The sequence below is a fragment of the Methylotenera sp. 1P/1 genome (assembly GCF_000384355.1).
Classification (GTDB): Bacteria; Pseudomonadota; Gammaproteobacteria; order Burkholderiales; family Methylophilaceae; genus Methylophilus.
On sequence record NZ_ARWC01000001.1, the window covers coordinates 1544049 to 1563832 of the forward strand.

Here is a 19784-nt window from a genome sequence, read left to right on the forward strand (position 1 = left end):
CTCTATCTCAATTTCAATGTAGATAAGCCAACCAATACCAGCATCATGGTGATAATCCAAAAGCGCACCACCACTTGCGTTTCTTTCCAACCTTTTTGCTCATAGTGGTGATGCAACGGCGCCATGAGGAAAATGCGCTTACCCGTACCCGTAAGCCGCTTGGTGTATTTAAAATAAAGCACCTGTATCGCGACTGAAAAAGTCTCCATCACAAATACGCCACCCATAATGAACAGCACAATTTCTTGGCGCACAATCACCGCCACCACGCCCAGCGCAGCACCCAGTGCCAGCGCACCTACATCGCCCATAAATACTTCTGCGGGGTATGCGTTAAACCATAGAAAACCCAAACCAGCGCCTGCCATGGCAGCGCAAAACACCATCAGTTCGCCAGCACCTGCCACATAGGGAATCCCCAAATATTTGGAGAAATACAAATGGCCTGCCACATAGGCAAATATGGCTAATGCGCTACCCACCATCACGGTGGGCAATATGGCCAAACCATCCAAACCATCGGTTAGATTGACAGCGTTACTGCTGCCAACCACCACTAAATACGTCAGCAACACAAAACCTAGTGCACCTAGCGGCAAGGTCAGTGTTTTAAAGAACGGTACAATCAATGTGGTTTCAACCGGGGTTGCCGCGGTTTGATAAAGAAAAATGGCCACACCCAACCCGATTAAACTTTGCCAAAAATACTTGGCTTTGGCCGATAAGCCTTTAGGGTTTTTGTAAACTACTTTGCGATAGTCATCCACCCAACCAATGGCACCGAAGCCAAGTGTGGTGACCAATACCACCCACACAAAACGGTTATGCAAATCTGCCCATAGCAGTGTGGCAATGGCTATGGCCACCAAAATGAGCGCGCCACCCATGGTTGGCGTACCGGCTTTCACCAAATGCGTTTGCGGGCCATCATCACGTACCGCTTGCCCCACCTTATATTCGGTCAGTTTGCGAATCATGCTCGGCCCGACAATGAATGAGATCGCCAATGCAGTGAGTGTGGCTAATACTGCCCGTAACGTGATGTATTCAATGACGTGAAATCCGCGAATATCATGTGCTAACCAGCGTGCTAACTCTAACAACATGTTGCTCTCCCCATTGCTTCATTTTTTGTCTGTGGATGCTGCGTATCTGCTTCCAACAATTTCACCACACGCTCCATTTTCATAAATCTAGAGCCTTTGACTAATACGGTTACCCCAGGCTTCATCATCGGTTTGACGTGACTCGCCAATGCCTCAACATCATCAAAATGTTGCGCCTGTTGACCAAATGCTTTGCTCGCATGCAGGCTGTTATCACCTAATGTATAGAAGTACTTAACCTGATGATCACGCGCATACTCCCCAACGGTGCGATGCATAGTGGCCGCATCGGCGCCCAACTCACCCATATCACCCATGACAAACACACGCGTCGTATCTAAACGCGCCAGCACATTGATGGCGGCTTTCATGGAATCAGGATTGGCATTGTAGGTATCATCAATCAGCACCGCGCCATTGCACCCTTGCTTATATTCCAAACGCCCATGCACCCCAGTAAAGTTTGCAAGCCCTTGTGCAATATGCGCATTGCTAACACCTAGCGCCACTGCAGCAGCACTGGCAGCTAGGGCATTGTAAATATTGTGCACGCCCATAATAGGCAAGCTGAATTCCACCGTGCCACTTGGGGTTGTGAGCCTGATTTGGCTTGCACCAGTCAGCTCGGTATATTGCGCAGTGACATCAGCAGCACTATTCAGCGCAAATGTTACTACCTTGCGTGATGCATTGAGCGAACGCCAATAGTCAGCAAACGCATCATCTGCGTTAATAACGGCAATGCCGTCTGCTGTTAGGCCTTCAAATATCTCACCTTTGGCTTTTGCAATATTTTCGCGGGAGCCTAACTCGCCAATGTGGGCAGTGCCTGCATTGTTAATCACAGCGACATTGGGTTGCGCGATATGGGTTAAATAAGCAATTTCACCCAAATGATTCATGCCCATTTCTAATACGTTATATCGATGCTGTGCATTCGCTTTCAGCAGCGTCAATGGCATGCCAATATCGTTATTTAAATTGCCTTGTGTGGCATGCACAGCAGCGTCACTACCAGTCGCGCTTATCAAAATCGCATTCAGCATTTCTTTGGTGGTGGTTTTACCGTTACTGCCGGTAATGGCCACCACAGGCGCACTCAGCTGCTTGCGCCAATAGTGCGCTAACTTACCCAAGGCCAAACGCGCATCGCTTACTAGTACGGCTGGTTGTACATTGAGTGTTTCATCCGAAATTAACACAGCGGCAGCGCCCTGTTTTAAGGCTTCTTGCGCAAAGGTATTGCCATCAAAACGCTCACCCTTGATTGCCACAAATAGTTGTTTAGCTACGATACGACGGCTATCCGTATCCACGCTTTCAATACGCACATCTGCGCCGATAAGACGGCCACCGACTGCTTTTGCAATGTCTGAGAGCAGCATCATAAGGCGATCTCTTGATACGTTTCTAAGGCAAGCTCCGCTTGCTTTGCATCACTAAAGTAGTGTCTTACACCAGCAATTTCTTGATAATCCTCATGACCTTTGCCCGCAATCAGCACCACATCACCAATCTTTGCCGACATCACGCCAATCGCAATCGCTTTTGCACGGTCTAACTCCACTACGTAATGCGCGTCCATGCCTTCAAGAATATCATTCACGATGGCCTGCGGATTCTCACTGCGTGGATTATCCGTTGTCACCACAATGGCATCCGCATGCTTGCTTACCACTTTACCCATCTTGGCTCGCTTGCCTTGGTCGCGATCACCACCACAACCAAACACGCATACCAATTTCGATTTTGATTGTGCCTTGAGCGTTTTGAGCACTTTATCCAGCGCATCTGGCGTGTGGGCATAATCCACCACTACCATCGGCTTATTACCGCCGCCTAACATTTGCATCCGCCCATTCACAGATTTAAGATGGCTAATGGCATTCACAGCATCTTCAAACGGCACATCTGAAACTAACAATGCCGCCAACACTGCCAAGGTGTTGTACACATTGAATTCGCCAATCAAATTCACCACCACTTCCGCATCTCCGTAAGGGGTGGTCACCAACATTTCAAAAAAGGAGTCATGCAAGATAAGTTCTGTGGCACGCACCTCGCCCGATTCAATGCCATAGGTAATGACATGCTTGTGCTCTGCATTGAGTTTGTCTGCCAACGTTTTGCCAAACGGATCATCATAGTTAATGACGCTGGCTTTTAGGCTTGACCATTCAAACAGTTTTTCTTTGGCGGCTCGGTATGCCTCCATGGTCTTGTGATAATCCAAATGGTCTTGTGTTAGGTTAGTAAACACTGCCACATCAAACTCCACGCCATTGAGGCGTCCTTGATCCAAGCCATGTGAAGAGACCTCCATGGCCACCACATTGGCTTTGGCATTTAAAAATCGTGCCAGCGTTTTCTGTAACTCGATGGGGCCAGGCGTAGTATTCATCGTAGGCTCCAGTGCATCCAAAAAGCCGTTGCCCAATGTGCCCACCACCGCCGCACGGCGCTCAAGAAAATCAAACGCTTGCGCCAGCCAATGACTTACTGAGGTTTTGCCATTGGTACCGGTGACGCCGATGGTCCACAATGCAGCAGAAGGTTTCTTGTAAAACTGGCTGGCAATGTGTCCGGCTTGCAGCTTCAACTGGGGAATTGCAATATTTTTCACATCCCATTCAGGATTCCATGTGAACGCATCTTCGTCCCATACCACAGCCACTGCGCCTTTTTTAATCGCATCTGCAATATAGGTACGGCCATCAGAATATTGGCCAGGATACGCCACAAATAAACTGTTCTTCTCTACCAGACGGCTATCCGAGGTTATGCTGGCAATAGGTGCTTTAATCACGTAACGGGTCATACCACTTCCTTCACATCCACCACATCGGCTGGAATCACCACATTATTATTCGGCGCATCTTGCGGCACCGCGAGCATACGTAAGGCATCTGACATCACCGCACTAAATACAGGCGCAGCCACTGTACCGCCGTAGTAGTCACCCGATGTCGGCTCATCAATCATGACGGCCATGATTAAACGCGGATTAGAAGCAGGCGCCATGCCCACAAACGACCCCACATATTTATCTTTCTCATAACCCGCAGGCCCTAATTTATGCGCTGTACCCGTTTTGCCGGCCACACGATAACCCGCCACTTGCGCACGTAAGGCAGTTCCGCCGGGCTGCACTACTAGCTCCAACATGGCGCGTATATCATTGGCCACTTTTGCAGAAAACACTTGTTGCCCTACAGGCGCCTCATTCAATTTCAACAAAGAAACCGGCTTGAGCTCACCCTCATTGGCATACACGGTATAGGCGCGTGCCAGCTGTAATAATGTCAAGCTAATGCCGTGCCCGTATGACATGGTGGCTTGTTCAATAGGGCGCCAAGTTTTGTAGTCTCGTAAGCGGCCGGAAGCCTCACCAGGAAATCCCACATGCGTAGGCGTGCCAAATCCCAACTGATGAAACGTATTCCATAACGCTTCTTTTCTTAGGCTTAATGCCATTTTTGCAGAGCCAACATTCGATGATTTTTGAATGACTTCCGATACTGTGAGCATGCCATGTGGATGCGCATCATGGATTACCGCTGGCCCAATCGCCATATAGCCTGGAGCCGTTTGAATTTTGGTATCTGGTGTGTAATCCCCAAACTCCATGGCCGCCGCCGCCGTCACCGGCTTCAGTGTAGAGCCAGGCTCAAAGGTATCGGTAATCACGCGGTTACGTGTTTTCCCTTTAATATTGATGGGATTATTCGGGTTATAGGTAGGTAAATTCACCATCGCCAATACCTCGCCGGTTTTGGCATCCAACACCACGGCCGCACCTGCTTTTGCCTGATGCAACTCCACGGCTTTCGATAACTCTCTAAATGCCAGATACTGGATTCTGCGATCAATACTTAACACCAAGTCATGACCATCCTGAGGCACTTTGACTGCCTCTAAGTCTTCAACAATATGCCCTCTTCTGTCCTTAATCACGCGACGACTACCAGACTTACCGGAAAGATGCGTGTTTTTAGCTAATTCAAACCCCTCTTGGCCATTATCATCAATGCCAGTAAAGCCAACCACATGCGCCGCCACATCACCAGCAGGGTAAAAACGCTTATATTCACGCTGCATAAAAATGCCGGGGATTTCCAAGCTCATGACTTGCGCAGCCAAGTCTGGCGATACCCGACGTTTAATGTAGACAAACTCGCGTTGCGTATTGGCAATTTTCTTATCGAACTCTTTGGCTTTTAGCCCCAACAGCTTCACCAATGTTTGCTTTTTCTTGGCGTCAATCTGCACATCTGGCGGACTTGCCCAGATAGACTCGACCGGGCTGCTGATGGCAAGCAACTCACTATTACGATCAACGATTTTTCCGCGATAAGCAGGCAAAATCAAAGTGCGGCTATAGCGTGCATCTCCTTTTTTCTGCAAGAAATCTTTATGCAGACTTTGCAAATAAACCCCGCGAGCAAACAAGCCAACAAAACCTAGCAACACGCCAATAAGCAACAGCCTGCGTCTCCACGCAGGCAGCTTAACTAAACGATGCTGACTCTGTTTTAATAACATAACAATTACTGCGTACTCTCTAATTGAATCACTTGAATGCGTTTAACATCCGGTACCTGCATGTGCAATTTCTGCTGTGCATACTCTTCTAACCTTGAGTGCATCGCCCAAGTACTTTGCTCCAACTGCAACTGGCCAAGCTCTGTTTGATAATGCGAAGCCAACGCCTCTTGCTGCTCCAACTCAATATAAAGCTTGCGTGCCTTATGCTGCGCAGTAATCACACCCAATGCCACCATGATCAGTAGCGCAAACAGAATCAAATTAATCCGTGTCATCTTTACTGCTCTATTGCCACTGCAGTGCGTTCCGCTACACGCATCACCGCACTTCGTGATCTAGGATTACGCTTCACTTCGGCATCACTGGGCTTGATTGCCCGGCCAATCGCTAGCATTCTTGGCTGCGGTAAATCCTTGGCTTTAATCGGAAAGCGGCTGGGCAAATCATCCCGCAATACTTCGTTCTGAATAAACCGTTTCACCATACGATCTTCCAAAGAATGAAAACTAATCACCACCAATCGACCGCCTGTGCGCAAAGCCGCAAGGCACTTAGGCAAGATTAGCGATAACTCCTCAAGCTCTTGATTGATGAAAATCCGTAAAGCTTGAAAGGTGCGCGTTGCAGGGTTCTGCCCCGGCTCGACCTTGGGGATTGCACTTGCCACGATCTGGGCAAGCTGTCCTGTAGTGGCGATGCCATGCCCGTTTTCGCGCTCTTTAATAATCGCCCTTGCAACCTGCTTAGCAAACCGTTCTTCACCATAATGTTTAATGACCTCTCCCAATTGTTTTTCAGAAACAGTTGTCAACCACTCAGCAACCGTTTTACCTCGCGTTTGGTCCATACGCATATCCAATGGACCATCAAACCTAAAACTAAAACCGCGTTCAGCTTCATCAATTTGCGGTGATGAAATACCCAAGTCCAACAAAATGCCATCCACTTTATCCACACCAAACTGGCCAAGCACTTCTTCAATCTCAGAAAAATGGCGATGCGCGATCTGGAAACGCGGATCGTCAATTGACTGCGCTGACCTATAAGCAGCCATATCGCGATCCATACCGATTAACCGACCAGCCGGACCCAGCTTGGATAAAATTAAACGGCTATGACCGCCACGCCCAAACGTGCCGTCCACATACACTCCATCGGATTTAAGTGCTAACGCATCTACAGCTTCTTGCAATAAGACAGTAATATGCGGCGGAGCCTGTTCTGGAAGCGGCGCAGACACTGAGGCTGAGATGGGCGCCGAGTGAGCGCCCTTCATCATAGTGAAAAACCTTCTAATTCTTGAGGGACCACCAGATGTTCGGTGTCCATTAACTTCTCAAGTTGCTGATCCCAAGCCGCCACATCCCATAATTCAAAGTGACTTCCTTGGCCCACCAACATCACTTCTTTATCTAACTTTGCAAATTTTCTTAACACTGAAGAGACCAGCAAGCGGCCAGCACTATCCAGCGCCAATACATCTGCCTGCCCCACGATCATGCGTTGAATCGCACTGATTTGCGGATTAAAACTAGACAAGCTTGTGAGTTTTGCTTCAATAGGCGTCCAAGCTTCTTTCGGGTACAAAATCAGGCAACGATGCGGATGCGCAGTCAACACAACTTCACCAGCGCCTCCCGCCGTTAGTGCGTCACGATGCTTGGCCGGCACTGCTAGCCGCCCTTTTGCATCCATACTCAACTGTGTCGCCCCACGGAACATGACTTTTTTTACCTTTAGTTTTTAACGCAACTTGCCGAAAGATTCATGCGCGCATTATTGATGAAAATTCTCCACAATTCAACACAAAAAACCTCTTTTAACCACTATAGTTAAAAAAAAATCGCTTTGCAAGCGATTTTTAAGAATTTTCTTTATAAGACAATGACTTATCTCACTTTTATTTAAAAATGCAATAGCCATTAAAATCAACGAGATAACGATATATATGAATGTGCAGTGTAATGAGTTCGCAGTATGTGATTGAATTGAATAAAAGCAGGGAAATATGTGTAAAAAATCATAAAATTTTATAGGCACATACCTCCCATTTTGGGGATTGTGGAACGAGATGAGATTGGTAGTATCTGGGCGTGAGTTATTTAACGGTATTCATAGCTCATCCCTCCGCCGCACCTCCAAAAGGGGTGCGGATTTTTTTGTGCTCAGGAAAAGTAGCCAATGGGTAAGCAGGCCATATGAAATTTGAAAAAAGCTAGCCGATAAGCCGGGTTCTGTCGCACATTGCTGTGCGTAACAGTCATTCATCTAGGCATACAATTACTTGTACACTCAAGCAACCTACCCGCTGGTAACGCGAGCCACGCCTTATTCACCGAGGTGAATGCACCAGCCTATTTGGTCTTGCTGCAGATGGAGGTTACCGCGTTTCACCATAACTGAATATGCTCGTCTCTGTGGCCCTATTCCTCGCCTCACGGCGTACGGCCGTTAGCCGTCATCTTGCTCTGTGCAGCCCGGACTTTCCTCCCCTCACTTGCGTAAGCGGCGACTGTCTAGCTAGCTTTGTTTGGATTTTAACATGCAAACCGAAGTTATCGTGGCAATAACGCCAAGTAAAAAATCACAAATAAAGCAAGCCACACACACCCATCTTAAGCCAAAGACTAATTGCGATAGTTTACGGTTTCACCACTAGCGCGTTTTTAACCGCCCTCACGCCGCTGACTTCATAAGCGATCTGTTCTGCGCGCTTTCTTGTGGATTCATTTTCAACAAATCCGCTTAATACCACTACGCCTTCTTTGGTTTCTACACTCACGCGAAAGCTTCTAAAGTTTTTTTCAATCAAGTACTTAGATTTAATTTTGGTTGTAATTGTACTATCACTCGCCGCTTGCTTGGCCTGCTTTTGCTGTACTTTAGACTTATAGGTTGAAAACTCGTCCGTATCTAACGATTGATTGTGATTGGTATCCGCTTTACCAAAACCACCTCCATTAAACAATCCATCTTTACTAATTTCTTTGGCACTTAATTTGCCATTGGCATCAGCATCTAAAAACTTAAATTCTCGTTGATAACCCGTTTGATTGGCTGCATCCGGCGTCATAGCAAATACCGTTGCGTGCATACACATAAGCGCTGTTGCGCAGAGCAGTGCGCGGCGCATAGATTGAGATGTCTGACCCATACACACTCCTTTCATCGCGAACAAATCGCTTTATCTGAGTTAAGGATGACTATTGACTGATTACTGTCTGATTAAAAACTTATTTGCATCAGATTGCAACAACACACAGAGCATTTAAGACTTATTTACCTTCCGCCCATTAAACCGTTTTACAATCTACTTTTACGCACCACGGTTTTTGCATCAATGAATAAGACCATATTGCCAACCACCTTAAGTCAGACTTTTCAACGATTTTTCGATTCAGAGAAATCTGCCGGCATGGTATTGATTGCATGTACGCTACTCTCCATTGCAGCAGCAAACGCATCTTGGGGAGCCAGTTACTTAGCTGTTTGGCAGACACCCATTGCCGGCATGAGCTTGGAGCATTGGATCAATGACGGCCTCATGGCTATTTTCTTTCTGCTAATAGGCTTGGAGCTTGAACGCGAGCTTTACAATGGAGAGCTATCAAAACTCAGCAATGCGCTACTGCCCATGGTTGCTGCCATCGGCGGCATGCTAGCCCCCGCACTTATTCACTTTTACTTCAATGTGGGCACCGCAAGCCAAGCGGGTATTGGCATCCCCATGGCCACCGATATTGCTTTTGCGCTTGCCATATTGGCGCTACTGGGCAATCGCGTACCTACTTCTCTCAAAGTATTCGTTGTTGCGTTTGCCGTTATCGACGACTTAGGCGCAGCCCTGCTGATTGCTTTGTTTTATACAGCTAACCTTTCCATGCCAGCACTATTAAGCGCAGCGGGTGTCTTGCTTATCCTGGTGATGCTCAATCGCATGCGCGTCATGGCGCTACTGCCTTATCTTATTGGTGGGATAATCATGTGGGCACTGATGTTGAAATCTGGTGTACACGCCACTATTGCTGGCATTGCGCTGGCGTTTGCCATTCCATTTTCGGCCAAGCAAGATGACGCGATCTCACCTTCCCATCGCCTTGAACACTTACTGCACCGCCCTGTGGCCTTTGTGATTTTGCCGCTGTTCGCATTGGCCAATACTGGGGTGGTAATCCATGCAGGATGGACAGACGCATTATTGCATCACCCCAACAGCATCGGCATCCTACTAGGGCTGCTGTTAGGCAAACCCATCGGCATCACAGCACTATGTCTAGTTGCGGTAGCGTTAAATATATGCAAGCTGCCGGCAGATATTCACTGGCGGCATATTATCGGTGCGGGCATGCTGGGTGGGATTGGTTTTACGATGTCAATATTTATTACCAACTTAGCATTTGTAGGGCAGCTTGATGTGATTAACGCCAGTAAAATGGCTATTTTATTGGCGTCACTGTTTGCAGGATTGCTTGGCTATATCTGGCTATGCTTGATTAAAGCATCAAACAATAACGTCTAGCTATTAATGTATGGAAGCTAAGGCGACAGCAATTGCCATTGCACAGATTGGCCAGCGCGCAATGGCACCAACACATCGCCATCGTAAGGCACGGTTTCCGGCACAACCCATTCTGATTTTTGCAGCACAATGTTGTCGGTATTTCTAGACAAGCCATAAAAGTCTGCGCCATAGAAACTGGCAAACCCCTCTAGCTTATCCAAGGCATTAGCTGCTTCAAAGGCTTCTGCATACAATTCAATGGCGGCATGCGCCGTATACATACCGGCACAACCACAAGTCGCTTCTTTGGCAGATTTGGCATGTGGCGCACTGTCTGTACCCAAGAAAAATTTAGGACTGCCGGAAATCGCTGCCTGAATCAATGCCAAGCGATGATCTTCACGTTTCAGCACAGGCAAACAATAATGATGTGGACGAATGCCGCCAGCAAACATGGCATTGCGGTTCATCAACAAATGATGCGCAGTAATGGTAGCGCAGATATGCGCACCTGCTGCACACACAAAATCAGCCGCATCTTTGGTAGTGATATGCTCAAACACCACCTTCAGACCCTGAAATTTTTGCAATAAGGGCTGCATGATCTTATCGATAAATACTTTCTCACGATCAAACACATCCACATGAGCGTCAGTCACCTCCGCATGCACCAGCAGGGGCATGCCCACTTTCTCCATCGCTTCTAATGTTTTCACGCAATGCCCAAGATTGCTCACGCCTGAATCGGAGTTGGTCGTGGCACCTGCCGGATACAATTTCACCCCATGTACCAAACCGCTCGCTTTGGCCTTCACAATCTCTTCCGGCGCGGTATTGTCTGTTAGATACAACGTCATCAAGGGCTCAAATTGTGCGCCTGCAGGCAACGCTTGCACAATGCGCTCGCGATACGCTAATGCCAGTGCTGTCGTCGTCACTGGCGGACGCAAATTTGGCATCACAATGGCGCGCCCGAAGCGCTTGGCAGTATCTGGCAGCACTGCTTTTAATGCTGCGCCATCGCGCAAATGTAAGTGCCAATCGTCTGGACGGGCAAGGGTGAGAGTGGTCGTCATATCTTCTAACTCAATCTATTAACTCAATCTATGTAGATCAATGTTCAGTTAACTAAAATCTTGCTGCATGCGGCTTATTGCTAGACATCTTTAATCTTTAACGCTAAATCATATAGAGCGTTCTTTTTCGCTCCGGTAATCTCTGCAGCCAACTTAGCTGCTTGCTTTAGGGGCACTGCATCTAACAGCAAACGCAACACACGCTCAGCAGATGCATCTACTTCTACAGTCTCTTGTGGCGGCAATGCCTCCACCACAAGCACAAACTCGCCGCGCTGTTGATTGGCATCACCGGTTAACCAAGCATGGGCTTCATGCAAATAACAGCGGTGAATGGTCTCAAATGTTTTGGTCAATTCGCGCGCAATGGTCACGCGGCGCTCGCCCCCCAATACACCGGCCAAATCATGCATACATTCCACAATACGATGTGGTGCCTCATAAAACACCAAAGTAGTCTCTAGCGCCTGCAAACTCTCTAGTTTTTTGCGTCGCTGTGCGCCACTGGCAGGCAAAAATCCGACGAACATAAATCCATTTTCCGCAATGCCAGCAGCAGACAAGGCTGCTACCACAGCACTTGGCCCAGGGATGGGCACCACTTTTACACCGTGCGAAATCAACACATCCACCACCACCGCTCCAGGATCACTAATACCCGGCGTACCCGCATCCGTAATCAGTGCAATCTGCTCGCCTTGCTGAATCCGCTGTAACAACAATTGCGCAGATTGCTGCTCATTATGCTCATGCACCGCGATTAATTTTTTTGAAATCCCAAAGTGAGACAACAAACCAGAGCTATGCCGCGTATCCTCCGCAGCAATGGCATCCACCTGTTTTAACGTCTCTATTGCACGCATGGTAATATCGCCTAAATTACCAATGGGTGTAGCGACTACATATAATATGCCCGGCTGCTTCATCCAAGTATTTTAAGCGAAAGCCCGCCTAAAACCTATGAAAATCATCGTCTATGAAACTAAATGCACATAACCCCGGATTAGCTGCGGAGAAAATTGCTGCAACTTTTTTGACCCAACAGGGACTTAAGTTAGTGACAAGCAATTTTCATTGCCGTTATGGCGAAATTGATTTGATTATGCAAGAGGGCACCACATTGGTATTTGTAGAAGTCCGTTTAAGAACCAACCCAACCTTTGGCAGCGCCGCAGCCAGCATCACCCCGCAAAAACAGCAAAAGCTCATTAACACCGCGCAATTTTACTTGCAGCAACATGCACTTAACTTGCCGTGCCGGTTTGATGCAGTATTGCTCAACAAGGCTGATATGGCTCAGGTTGAATGGGTGCGTAATGCAATCGACACATAAAAAGCGTATCATTTCACCTAAGTGTGAGGGCATATGCGTCGAACAGAATCGCCACCCAATAACAAAACACTAATTTTTTGAGGAGTACACAATGCAATTATTGACCAAACTTATTTTATCTACCGCACTTGCCACCCAGCTCGTTGGATGTTTGCCTGCCGTAGTAGGTGGCGCAGCAGCAGGCGGTGCCATGGCTGCCGATAGAAGAAGTTCTGGTATTTTTGTAGAAGACGAAAATATCGAGCTAAAAGCTGTGAAAAAAATGGAAACCAATCTGGGTGAAAATTCTCACGTCAATGTGACCAGCTACAACCGCAACGTATTGCTGACCGGTGAAGTGCCAGACGATGCCAAAAAAACCTTGGCTGAGAGCCTGCTTAAGGAAATTGCGAACATCCGCCAAGTGACCAACGAAATCACTGTAGGGCCAAAATCCTCACTAGGCTCACGCAGCGGCGATACTTACATTACGTCTAAAGTCAAAACCCAATTCATCACCGAAAATCGCTTCCCAGCCAACTACGTCAAAATTGTGACTGAAAATAGCGTGGTGTACTTACTTGGCATCGTCACCAAAGAAGAAGGTGATGCTGCTGTAGAAATTGCAAGAAATACCGATGGCGTCACCAAGGTCGTCAAAGTATTTGAATACATGAACTAATCACACCTATTTACTGGATACATTATGGCAACACAAGAAATTATTATTCAGGGCCTGACCTTGGCCGGCAAACCGTTCCGCCCAAGTGATTGGGTGGATCGGATGTGCAGCTCTTATGCGAGCTTTGGCGAAGACAAGAAGCTACGTTACTCACCTTACTTAAAACCCAAACTGGTAGATAACGTGCGCTGCTTATCTGTAGACATGAAACTAAAAGATGTGAACCCTGAAGGTTTTGAGCAGTTGATTCAGTTTGCGAACGAAAATCAATTGGGGATATTGAACGAAGCTGGCGAGCAAATCACCATCACCGCGTGATTCATTTTTGTTTCATCAGGCTTTCTAAATAGTGTTTTGTGACTAGCCCGCGCTTGATTTTCACCAACTCACCGCGCGGGTTATACACATAGGTTGTCGGTAACACATCCGCACTCCCAATCTGCGCTTTGACTTGCTCGTCACCCAACACAATAGGATAAGACATCAACATATCATCTACGTACTCGAACACTTCTTTTTCAGAATCAAAATCAAACGCAACTCCAATCACCACAACGTCTTTGTTTTTTCTTGCATCGTAGAGTGCAACCAAGTCTGGCACTTCTTCCAAACACGGTGGGCACCAAGTTGCCCAGTAATTCACAAACACCCACTTTCCCTTGTATTGCGAAAGCACATGTTGTTTTCCTGCTGTATCTTTAAGCACGAACTCTTTAAACCCATGCGGGAGCTTATCTATCGCCAGTGCCGGCGTATGACTAAACATCAGCCATGCGGCTAAAAGCACTAATTTTGTTAAATTCAATATAAACCCCAGAAACGTCCACGCATTTAAGTGACAAATTCTATTCTTTTAATTACTATCTTAACAGTCCTCAGGAGCCTAGTATGACGTTAAGCATTAATCTCGCCCCGCTCGATCTAGCATCGGTTGCTACCGCAGAGATACGTCCACCAAAAATCATCGAATTTACCAAAAGCATCAGCCACATGGATACCTTTCATGCCGCTACACGCTTACTGGAAGAACTTAAAACGCTCAATCGTCAAAAAACAGAGGCTAGCCTACGCATTCAGGCACTTGAGTTGTATCGTAAAGTGACACACGAACTCACGCATGACTTGGAAGAAGTATATGGCAACACGCCTGTTCCCATGCCACTAGAAGCCAAAAACCATGCTGCACTAGCGGAGGCCATTTGGCTGGAAACCGGTTACGGTTACAAACGTGCGCTGGTAGATCTCAAGCAAAAGCTGATTAATTTTCAAGAAAACAGGCAGCATTCGCTCGTGATGCTGCGCATCATAGAAGCGCTTAAAAACGAAGCTTTAGTGAATTATCTAACATACCAGTTACCGTCGGATTCACTGTGGTCTGATTTACATAAAGTATATTTTCACGCCCTACAACTCTCACTAGAAGATGTTGAAGTGCCGGATTATGTAAATAGCCTGCACAGCAAGACGATTAACCAAGTCTATAGCCAAATGTTGCTGATGAACTTGGCCAATCCGCAACGGCTCAGCAAAGCCAGCATCAGAAAGATGTCGCACTATGTGGGGAGTCTAGCCAAATTTGCACAATTACACGGCATGGGATTGATTGAAAACCCCATGGGTGTGTTTTTGATTGAACTCGATTCCAAAAAACCGCCTGTGCCCTACTTAAAAAACAGGAATACACCGAATGTAGAAACCGATATCTTATTTGTAACTGTTGAGGTTGCGCGACACATTCACCAACAGCTCAAGTACATACAAGATGCCAAAGCCCAAAGTAATGAGCCACTCCCGACCGCCGCACTCGAAGTCGTGGATGAAGAACTGCTCAAGCACTTGATTAAGTACTTTGGTGTGTCTGCCTCTAGGGCTTTTTCAAGACACGAGAAAAATCAATCCGCAGAGCTCGCTATTGGCTTAGAAGCAGCCTCCATCTTATTCAGGTCTACTAAGCGCGCCAAAGAAGAAACCCGCTCATATTGGGAGATCATGAATATCAGCCCAGATGGCTATGCCATTAAAACCACGGACTTGGACAACCTGAAAATATTGGTGGGTGAGTTGGTGAGCATTAAAGAAAACGAGCACAGCGCTTGGGTCGTCGGCTATATCGTATGGCTAGTGACTAAATCGCAGCAGATTGAGGCAGGGGTTAAATTACTGGCGCCAAACGCTAAATCCGTCACCATCAAACCGGAATCGCAAAATGAAACGTTGAATGCGCTGTTACTGCCGCCGATACCGGCATTACAGCAACCGGTGAGTTTGATCGCCGAATATGGGTATATACAAGCACATACAATCGTAGAAATGAAAGAAGCCAACAAAAAATCTAAGCTAAAAATCAATCAGTTAGTAGAACGTACCGCCTGTTTTGATCGATTTGAATACAGCTTGATTCAAGACGATTTATCTTGATATACTACGATTAGTACCCAATATTCATTCCAAACACTTTAATACACTCTATTCTTTAACCTTTTACGGTTTAAATCATTTCTTACGAGGCAACAATGAGCGAACATATTATCCATTTAAGTGATGATGGCTTTGAACAAGAAGTTCTGCAATCACCTATCCCTGTTTTAGTTGACTATTGGGCAGAGTGGTGCGGTCCATGTAAAATGATTGCACCTATTTTAGACGACATCAGCAAAGAGTATGCTGGCCGTTTAAAAATTGCAAAACTCAATATTGATGACAATCAACAAACACCGCCTAAATATGGTATCCGTGGCATTCCTACATTAATGCTATTTAAAAATGGCAATGTAGAAGCTACCAAAGTAGGCGCATTATCCAAATCTCAACTCACAGCATTTATTGACAGCAATATTTAATTAGCACTAATATCACAATCTGGTTTCTTCATCTTAGAAACCAGATTCTTCAAAACCTCAATCATTCTCTTGTAGCACTCTTCTAGCGAGCATCCTCATGCATTTATCCGACTTAAAACATCTACCAGTCACAGAACTTGTTGAAATGGCCATTACCAATGAAATTGAGAATGCCAGTCGAATGCGTAAACAGGATTTGATTTTCGCGATTCTGAAAAACAAGGCCAAAAAAGGTGATAGCATCTTTGGTGATGGCACGCTGGAAGTATTACAAGATGGTTTTGGGTTTTTGCGCTCACCTGATACATCTTATCTTGCAGGTCCTGACGATATTTATGTGTCTCCATCACAAATTCGCCGCTTTAACTTGCACACAGGCGATAGCATTCAGGGTGAGATTCGCACCCCTAAAGACGGCGAACGTTACTTTGCACTCGTCAAAGTAGACATGGTCAATGGCGAAGCACCAGAGAATACCAAACACAAAATCCTGTTTGAGAACTTAACCCCACTATTTCCAACTAGCCCACTCAAGCTAGAGCGCGACATCCGTGGCGAAGAAAATGTCACCAGCCGTGTGATTGATATGATTGCGCCGATTGGCCGTGGTCAACGTGGCCTATTAGTGGCAAGTCCAAAAAGCGGTAAAACGGTCATGATGCAAAATATTGCGCATGCGATCACTGCCAATCATTCTGATGTTATTTTAATCGTCTTGCTGATTGATGAGCGCCCGGAAGAAGTAACCGAAATGACGCGCTCAGTACGCGGCGAGGTAGTGGCTTCTACATTTGATGAGCCAGCCACACGTCACGTACAAGTAGCAGAGATGGTACTGGAAAAAGCAAAACGTTTGGTCGAGCACAAAAAAGACGTGGTCATTCTACTCGATTCCATCACCCGTCTAGCGCGCGCTTATAACACTGTGATTCCATCCTCCGGTAAAGTACTGACCGGCGGTGTGGATGCAAATGCACTACAAAAACCAAAACGCTTTTTTGGTGCTGCCCGTAATGTAGAGGAAGGTGGTTCACTTACGATTATTGCTACGGCATTGGTGGATACCGGCTCTCGTATGGATGACGTGATTTACGAGGAATTTAAAGGTACTGGCAATATGGAAATCCATCTGGATCGCCGTATGGCCGAAAAACGTATTTACCCAGCCATTAACGTCAATAAATCCGGTACGCGTCGTGAGGAATTGCTCATCGAGAAAGATGTACTGCAAAAAATCTGGGTGCTACGCAAACTGCTCTACCCAATGGACGACTTAGAAGCGATGGAATTCTTGTTGGATAAAATCAAAGCGACGAAAAACAATGCGGATTTCTTCGATAGCATGCGTCGCGGCTAATCAAATCCGCTGAGGATGGGTTGTGCTAACGAGCAAAACACATTCTCATTCCAGTTGTTTTACAGCTTAGCGTTTGCAAAAGCAAAAAAAATAATACATAATACGCGGTTTACTGCAACTGCTTAATATAGAGAGAAAAGCATGAAAGCTGAACTTCACCCGAATTACCCAGAAATCAACGTCACTTGTAGCTGCGGCAACAAGTTTAAAACACGCTCTACACATGGCCGTGACATGAACATTGAGGTGTGCTCACAATGCCACCCGTTCTACACTGGCAAACAGAAAATTGTAGACACTGCTGGTCGTGTTGAGAAATTCCGCCAAAAATACGGCATGTAATGCTGATTGTTGGATTAAAAAGGCAGCTTAGCTGCCTTTTTTGTTTTTTTTCTATACTATTTAGCTATTCTGGCATTGCGCCACGTTAAACAAATATCATGCGATTCGACTTAACCTAATGAAATTCGACTTGGATCACGATTGGCAAGGCAATATGGCCACCCCGCGCGCGCGCGTAGGTGAGCGTGCTAAAACACACCTTCTTATTGTGTTGTGTGCAATCTGGTTAATCTTTGGCTTGGTTGGTCATTCGCCTTGGAAGCCTTTCGAATCGCAATCCATTAGTGCAATTCAACACATTTTGGATGGCGGTAGCTGGCTTGCGCCTATGGCACTGAGCCATACACAGCTAGAAAACCCACCGTTATACTACTGGGTTGCAGCTTTATTTTCCTCAACGCTCAGCCCCATCTTGTCTATTCACGATGCAGCCAGGCTGAGCTCAGGGGTGTGGATGCTCATCACCCTGCTGATGGTAGGCATGACAGGCCGAGAGCTTTGGGACAAAGGGATAGGCCGTCAAACCACGTTTGTGTTTATTGGCTGCTTAGGGCTAGTGATCAACGCACACACGATGATGCCGGCCGTATCTGCCCTGACTGGATTGACCACTGCGTTCTATGCACTGGCACTTGCCAAGCGCAGACCTTATCGCGCAGCGATTTTACTTGGGTCAGGGCTGGGCATCAGCTTTTTGTCTGCCGGCTTGCTACCCACTTTCATTATTCTCAGCACCTGTGTTTTACTCCCCATTTGTTTTAGTCATTGGCGCAGCCGTTTCTTTTGGGTGGTCAGCCTCATCGCATTGCTCGTGGCCAGCCCATTTCTTTTGATATGGCCGCTGTTAAGCTGGATATACGCACCGCAGTTATTGACCGAATGGTGGATATCGAGTCTTGCACAGTTTAATCAAAGCTTACATTTGTATTTTTTAAAAACCTTATTATGGTATGCATGGCCAGCATTACCGTTGGCTTTATGGGGCACTTGGCGTTTTAGGGCACAATTACTATCTAAGCCACGCTTTCAGCTGATTGTTGCTTTTTTTATTGCCGCATTATTCTGGATTGGTCTGGGTGCTGAGCGTAAAGAAGTATTTGCACTACCGTTGCTGATTCCACTCACCGCCATGGCAGGTGGCAGCATTGAAACGCTAAAACGTGGTGCTGCAGGTGCGTTAAACTGGTTCGGCTTGATTTTATTTGGGCTACTGAGTAGTTTGACATGGCTGGGCTGGATTGCCATGATGACCGGCAATCCAAGCAAAATCAAAGAACGGTTGATTTACTTATCCGGGCTGACGCAACTCCACTTTAATGTATTCGCATTTACAGTGGCATCAGCAGTGACGCTTATTTGGCTATTGGCCATATTTAGATCACAACACTCCAATCGCTCAGCTGCAACCAACTGGGCCATCGGCATGACTTGTATCTGGACATTATTGATGACGCTTTGGATGCCGATGCTTGAGTCCGCACGTGGCTATCAGGCAGTGTTCACCAGCCTGAAAAAAGCATTGCCTACGCAGTATGCCTGCATGAATAGCAACCAGTTGGGCGATGCACAACGCGATTTACTGGATTATTTTGCCGATGTGAAAACGCACGCACTGGAAAGCGGTCAACCACTAAGCTGTGATTTATATTTGGTACAAGACAATCGTGGCCGAGAAAAAGTAAATCCTGGGCAGGATTGGGCGCTGATTTGGCAAGGACGGCGTATTAGTGAACGTAGAGAGCACTTTAGGCTGTTTCAGCGCGTGCAATAATAGCGCTTTGAGTTGGCAGCCAAAACATTCATTATGAGATGTGCTGTTGAATTGCCTCAATCACACGCGGATGTAGCCCAACCCCTTGTTGCTGCTTGACGTGCGCAACAATAGATTTAATCATCACCGAATTCCAAAAGCGCTGTAAATGATTGGCAATATCCTTTTTAGCGAGTTCTGTATCTGGATATGCCTCAAAAAAATCACCAATTTGATTGGCCATTTTGATTAACTTTTCTATTTCCATCTTAT

Annotated in this window: 21 protein-coding genes and 1 other RNA gene; 9 read left to right on the plus strand and 13 right to left on the minus strand. The window is 46.6% G+C overall.

Features of this window, described 5'->3' with window-relative positions; genetic code table 11:
• Positions 1 to 2: 2 nt before the first annotated feature.
• The 9 genes from mraY to A3Q3_RS0107340 all read right to left on the minus strand — a co-directional run bounded on the left by mraY (position 3) and on the right by A3Q3_RS0107340 (position 8805).
• Complete coding sequence (gene mraY, locus A3Q3_RS0107305) at positions 3 to 1106, minus strand: phospho-N-acetylmuramoyl-pentapeptide-transferase (RefSeq protein ID WP_020182929.1); 1104 nt, start codon at positions 1104 to 1106, stop codon at positions 3 to 5.
• Positions 1097 to 2494 carry a UDP-N-acetylmuramoyl-tripeptide--D-alanyl-D-alanine ligase gene (gene murF, locus A3Q3_RS0107310; protein WP_020182930.1) on the minus strand — a complete coding sequence of 466 codons (1398 nt, stop codon included), beginning with the start codon at positions 2492 to 2494 and terminating at the stop codon, positions 1097 to 1099. The genes mraY and murF overlap by 10 nt, the downstream gene beginning before the upstream one ends.
• Entirely contained in the window at positions 2491 to 3924 is a 1434-nt protein-coding gene (locus A3Q3_RS0107315) for a UDP-N-acetylmuramoyl-L-alanyl-D-glutamate--2,6-diaminopimelate ligase (RefSeq protein ID WP_020182931.1), read from the minus strand. Before A3Q3_RS0107315 ends, murF begins: the two co-directional genes overlap by 4 nt.
• On the minus strand, positions 3921 to 5648 hold the full coding sequence (locus tag A3Q3_RS0107320; protein ID WP_020182932.1) for a penicillin-binding protein 2: 1728 nt from the start codon (positions 5646 to 5648) through the stop codon (positions 3921 to 3923). Before A3Q3_RS0107320 ends, A3Q3_RS0107315 begins: the two co-directional genes overlap by 4 nt.
• 5 nt (positions 5649 to 5653) lie before the next feature.
• The gene (ftsL, locus tag A3Q3_RS0107325) at positions 5654 to 5926 is read right to left on the minus strand and encodes a cell division protein FtsL (RefSeq protein ID WP_020182933.1); all 273 of its coding nucleotides are present in this window, start codon (positions 5924 to 5926) and stop codon (positions 5654 to 5656) included.
• 2 nt (positions 5927 to 5928) lie between these two features.
• Positions 5929 to 6930 carry a 16S rRNA (cytosine(1402)-N(4))-methyltransferase RsmH gene (gene rsmH, locus A3Q3_RS0107330; protein WP_020182934.1) on the minus strand — a complete coding sequence of 334 codons (1002 nt, stop codon included), beginning with the start codon at positions 6928 to 6930 and terminating at the stop codon, positions 5929 to 5931.
• Positions 6927 to 7373 (minus strand): division/cell wall cluster transcriptional repressor MraZ, encoded by a 447-nt coding sequence (gene mraZ, locus A3Q3_RS0107335; RefSeq protein WP_020182935.1) that lies wholly within the window; start codon positions 7371 to 7373, stop codon positions 6927 to 6929. Before mraZ ends, rsmH begins: the two co-directional genes overlap by 4 nt.
• Positions 7374 to 7858: 485 nt before the next feature.
• Positions 7859 to 8179: RNase P RNA component class A (gene rnpB / locus A3Q3_RS14235), an RNA gene on the minus strand.
• A 113-nt stretch (positions 8180 to 8292) separates the two neighbouring features.
• The gene (locus tag A3Q3_RS0107340; RefSeq protein WP_020182936.1) at positions 8293 to 8805 is read right to left on the minus strand and encodes a BON domain-containing protein; all 513 of its coding nucleotides are present in this window, start codon (positions 8803 to 8805) and stop codon (positions 8293 to 8295) included.
• 186 nt (positions 8806 to 8991) lie between these two features.
• On the opposite strand from A3Q3_RS0107340, the gene nhaA reads away from it, so the two are divergent.
• A complete protein-coding gene (nhaA, locus tag A3Q3_RS0107345; RefSeq protein ID WP_020182937.1) occupies positions 8992 to 10170 on the plus strand; it encodes a Na+/H+ antiporter NhaA in 1179 nt (392 codons plus the stop codon).
• A gap of 17 nt (positions 10171 to 10187) precedes the next feature.
• Here nhaA and pyrC read toward each other — a convergent pair whose 3' ends face one another.
• Together pyrC and rsmI are read right to left on the minus strand one after the other, a co-directional pair.
• Positions 10188 to 11228, minus strand: a complete 1041-nt coding sequence (pyrC, locus tag A3Q3_RS0107350; protein WP_020182938.1) for a dihydroorotase — start codon at positions 11226 to 11228, stop codon at positions 10188 to 10190.
• An 80-nt stretch (positions 11229 to 11308) separates the two neighbouring features.
• Positions 11309 to 12154: a 16S rRNA (cytidine(1402)-2'-O)-methyltransferase gene (rsmI, locus tag A3Q3_RS0107355; protein WP_020182939.1), complete on the minus strand. Its 846-nt coding sequence runs from the start codon at positions 12152 to 12154 to the stop codon at positions 11309 to 11311.
• Positions 12155 to 12204: 50 nt separating this feature from the next.
• On the opposite strand from rsmI, the gene A3Q3_RS0107360 reads away from it, so the two are divergent.
• The 3 genes from A3Q3_RS0107360 to A3Q3_RS0107370 all read left to right on the plus strand — a co-directional run bounded on the left by A3Q3_RS0107360 (position 12205) and on the right by A3Q3_RS0107370 (position 13540).
• The gene (locus A3Q3_RS0107360) at positions 12205 to 12561 is read left to right on the plus strand and encodes a YraN family protein (protein WP_020182940.1); all 357 of its coding nucleotides are present in this window, start codon (positions 12205 to 12207) and stop codon (positions 12559 to 12561) included.
• Positions 12562 to 12652: 91 nt separating this feature from the next.
• Positions 12653 to 13222 (plus strand): BON domain-containing protein, encoded by a 570-nt coding sequence (locus A3Q3_RS0107365; protein ID WP_020182941.1) that lies wholly within the window; start codon positions 12653 to 12655, stop codon positions 13220 to 13222.
• A gap of 24 nt (positions 13223 to 13246) precedes the next feature.
• Positions 13247 to 13540: a DUF3579 domain-containing protein gene (locus A3Q3_RS0107370; RefSeq protein WP_020182942.1), complete on the plus strand. Its 294-nt coding sequence runs from the start codon at positions 13247 to 13249 to the stop codon at positions 13538 to 13540.
• 1 nt (position 13541) lies between these two features.
• Here the strand turns inward: A3Q3_RS0107370 and A3Q3_RS0107375 are convergent, their stop codons facing one another.
• Positions 13542 to 13988, minus strand: coding sequence for a TlpA disulfide reductase family protein (locus tag A3Q3_RS0107375; protein WP_081623299.1), 447 nt, complete (start codon positions 13986 to 13988; stop codon positions 13542 to 13544).
• Between the two features lie 122 nt (positions 13989 to 14110).
• On the opposite strand from A3Q3_RS0107375, the gene A3Q3_RS0107380 reads away from it, so the two are divergent.
• The 5 genes from A3Q3_RS0107380 (at position 14111) to A3Q3_RS0107400 (ending at position 19532) form a co-directional block, all read left to right on the plus strand.
• Positions 14111 to 15640, plus strand: a complete 1530-nt coding sequence (locus A3Q3_RS0107380) for a hypothetical protein (RefSeq protein WP_020182944.1) — start codon at positions 14111 to 14113, stop codon at positions 15638 to 15640.
• Positions 15641 to 15735: 95 nt separating this feature from the next.
• Positions 15736 to 16062 (plus strand): thioredoxin TrxA, encoded by a 327-nt coding sequence (gene trxA / locus A3Q3_RS0107385; RefSeq protein ID WP_020182945.1) that lies wholly within the window; start codon positions 15736 to 15738, stop codon positions 16060 to 16062.
• A gap of 97 nt (positions 16063 to 16159) precedes the next feature.
• Positions 16160 to 17419: a transcription termination factor Rho gene (rho, locus tag A3Q3_RS0107390; RefSeq protein ID WP_020182946.1), complete on the plus strand. Its 1260-nt coding sequence runs from the start codon at positions 16160 to 16162 to the stop codon at positions 17417 to 17419.
• 141 nt (positions 17420 to 17560) lie between these two features.
• The gene (gene rpmE, locus A3Q3_RS0107395; RefSeq protein ID WP_020182947.1) at positions 17561 to 17761 is read left to right on the plus strand and encodes a 50S ribosomal protein L31; all 201 of its coding nucleotides are present in this window, start codon (positions 17561 to 17563) and stop codon (positions 17759 to 17761) included.
• A 118-nt stretch (positions 17762 to 17879) separates the two neighbouring features.
• Complete coding sequence (locus A3Q3_RS0107400) at positions 17880 to 19532, plus strand: glycosyltransferase family 39 protein (RefSeq protein WP_020182948.1); 1653 nt, start codon at positions 17880 to 17882, stop codon at positions 19530 to 19532.
• A 31-nt stretch (positions 19533 to 19563) separates the two neighbouring features.
• On the opposite strand, the gene A3Q3_RS0107405 is transcribed toward A3Q3_RS0107400, so the two are convergent.
• Complete coding sequence (locus A3Q3_RS0107405; RefSeq protein ID WP_020182949.1) at positions 19564 to 19779, minus strand: formate dehydrogenase subunit delta; 216 nt, start codon at positions 19777 to 19779, stop codon at positions 19564 to 19566.
• Between the last annotated feature and the right edge of the window lie 5 nt (positions 19780 to 19784).

What these genes read in the sequence shown, in the direction of transcription:
- rsmH (WP_020182934.1), bottom strand. Translation starts at nt 6,930, where the DNA reads ATGATGAAGGGCGCTCACTCGGCGCCCATCTCAGCCTCAGTGTCTGCG.
- mraY (WP_020182929.1), bottom strand. Translation starts at nt 1,106, where the DNA reads ATGTTGTTAGAGTTAGCACGCTGGTTAGCACATGATATTCGCGGATTT.
- pyrC (WP_020182938.1), bottom strand. Translation starts at nt 11,228, where the DNA reads ATGACGACCACTCTCACCCTTGCCCGTCCAGACGATTGGCACTTACAT.
- rho (WP_020182946.1), top strand. Translation starts at nt 16,160, where the DNA reads ATGCATTTATCCGACTTAAAACATCTACCAGTCACAGAACTTGTTGAA.
- A3Q3_RS0107315 (WP_020182931.1), bottom strand. Translation starts at nt 3,924, where the DNA reads ATGACCCGTTACGTGATTAAAGCACCTATTGCCAGCATAACCTCGGAT.
- A3Q3_RS0107375 (WP_081623299.1), bottom strand. Translation starts at nt 13,988, where the DNA reads ATGTTTAGTCATACGCCGGCACTGGCGATAGATAAGCTCCCGCATGGG.
- A3Q3_RS0107365 (WP_020182941.1), top strand. Translation starts at nt 12,653, where the DNA reads ATGCAATTATTGACCAAACTTATTTTATCTACCGCACTTGCCACCCAG.
- mraZ (WP_020182935.1), bottom strand. Translation starts at nt 7,373, where the DNA reads ATGTTCCGTGGGGCGACACAGTTGAGTATGGATGCAAAAGGGCGGCTA.
- rpmE (WP_020182947.1), top strand. Translation starts at nt 17,561, where the DNA reads ATGAAAGCTGAACTTCACCCGAATTACCCAGAAATCAACGTCACTTGT.
- rsmI (WP_020182939.1), bottom strand. Translation starts at nt 12,154, where the DNA reads ATGAAGCAGCCGGGCATATTATATGTAGTCGCTACACCCATTGGTAAT.
- A3Q3_RS0107320 (WP_020182932.1), bottom strand. Translation starts at nt 5,648, where the DNA reads ATGTTATTAAAACAGAGTCAGCATCGTTTAGTTAAGCTGCCTGCGTGG.
- A3Q3_RS0107360 (WP_020182940.1), top strand. Translation starts at nt 12,205, where the DNA reads ATGAAACTAAATGCACATAACCCCGGATTAGCTGCGGAGAAAATTGCT.
- ftsL (WP_020182933.1), bottom strand. Translation starts at nt 5,926, where the DNA reads ATGACACGGATTAATTTGATTCTGTTTGCGCTACTGATCATGGTGGCA.
- A3Q3_RS0107400 (WP_020182948.1), top strand. Translation starts at nt 17,880, where the DNA reads ATGAAATTCGACTTGGATCACGATTGGCAAGGCAATATGGCCACCCCG.
- murF (WP_020182930.1), bottom strand. Translation starts at nt 2,494, where the DNA reads ATGATGCTGCTCTCAGACATTGCAAAAGCAGTCGGTGGCCGTCTTATC.
- nhaA (WP_020182937.1), top strand. Translation starts at nt 8,992, where the DNA reads ATGAATAAGACCATATTGCCAACCACCTTAAGTCAGACTTTTCAACGA.
- A3Q3_RS0107370 (WP_020182942.1), top strand. Translation starts at nt 13,247, where the DNA reads ATGGCAACACAAGAAATTATTATTCAGGGCCTGACCTTGGCCGGCAAA.
- A3Q3_RS0107340 (WP_020182936.1), bottom strand. Translation starts at nt 8,805, where the DNA reads ATGGGTCAGACATCTCAATCTATGCGCCGCGCACTGCTCTGCGCAACA.
- A3Q3_RS0107405 (WP_020182949.1), bottom strand. Translation starts at nt 19,779, where the DNA reads ATGGAAATAGAAAAGTTAATCAAAATGGCCAATCAAATTGGTGATTTT.
- trxA (WP_020182945.1), top strand. Translation starts at nt 15,736, where the DNA reads ATGAGCGAACATATTATCCATTTAAGTGATGATGGCTTTGAACAAGAA.
- A3Q3_RS0107380 (WP_020182944.1), top strand. Translation starts at nt 14,111, where the DNA reads ATGACGTTAAGCATTAATCTCGCCCCGCTCGATCTAGCATCGGTTGCT.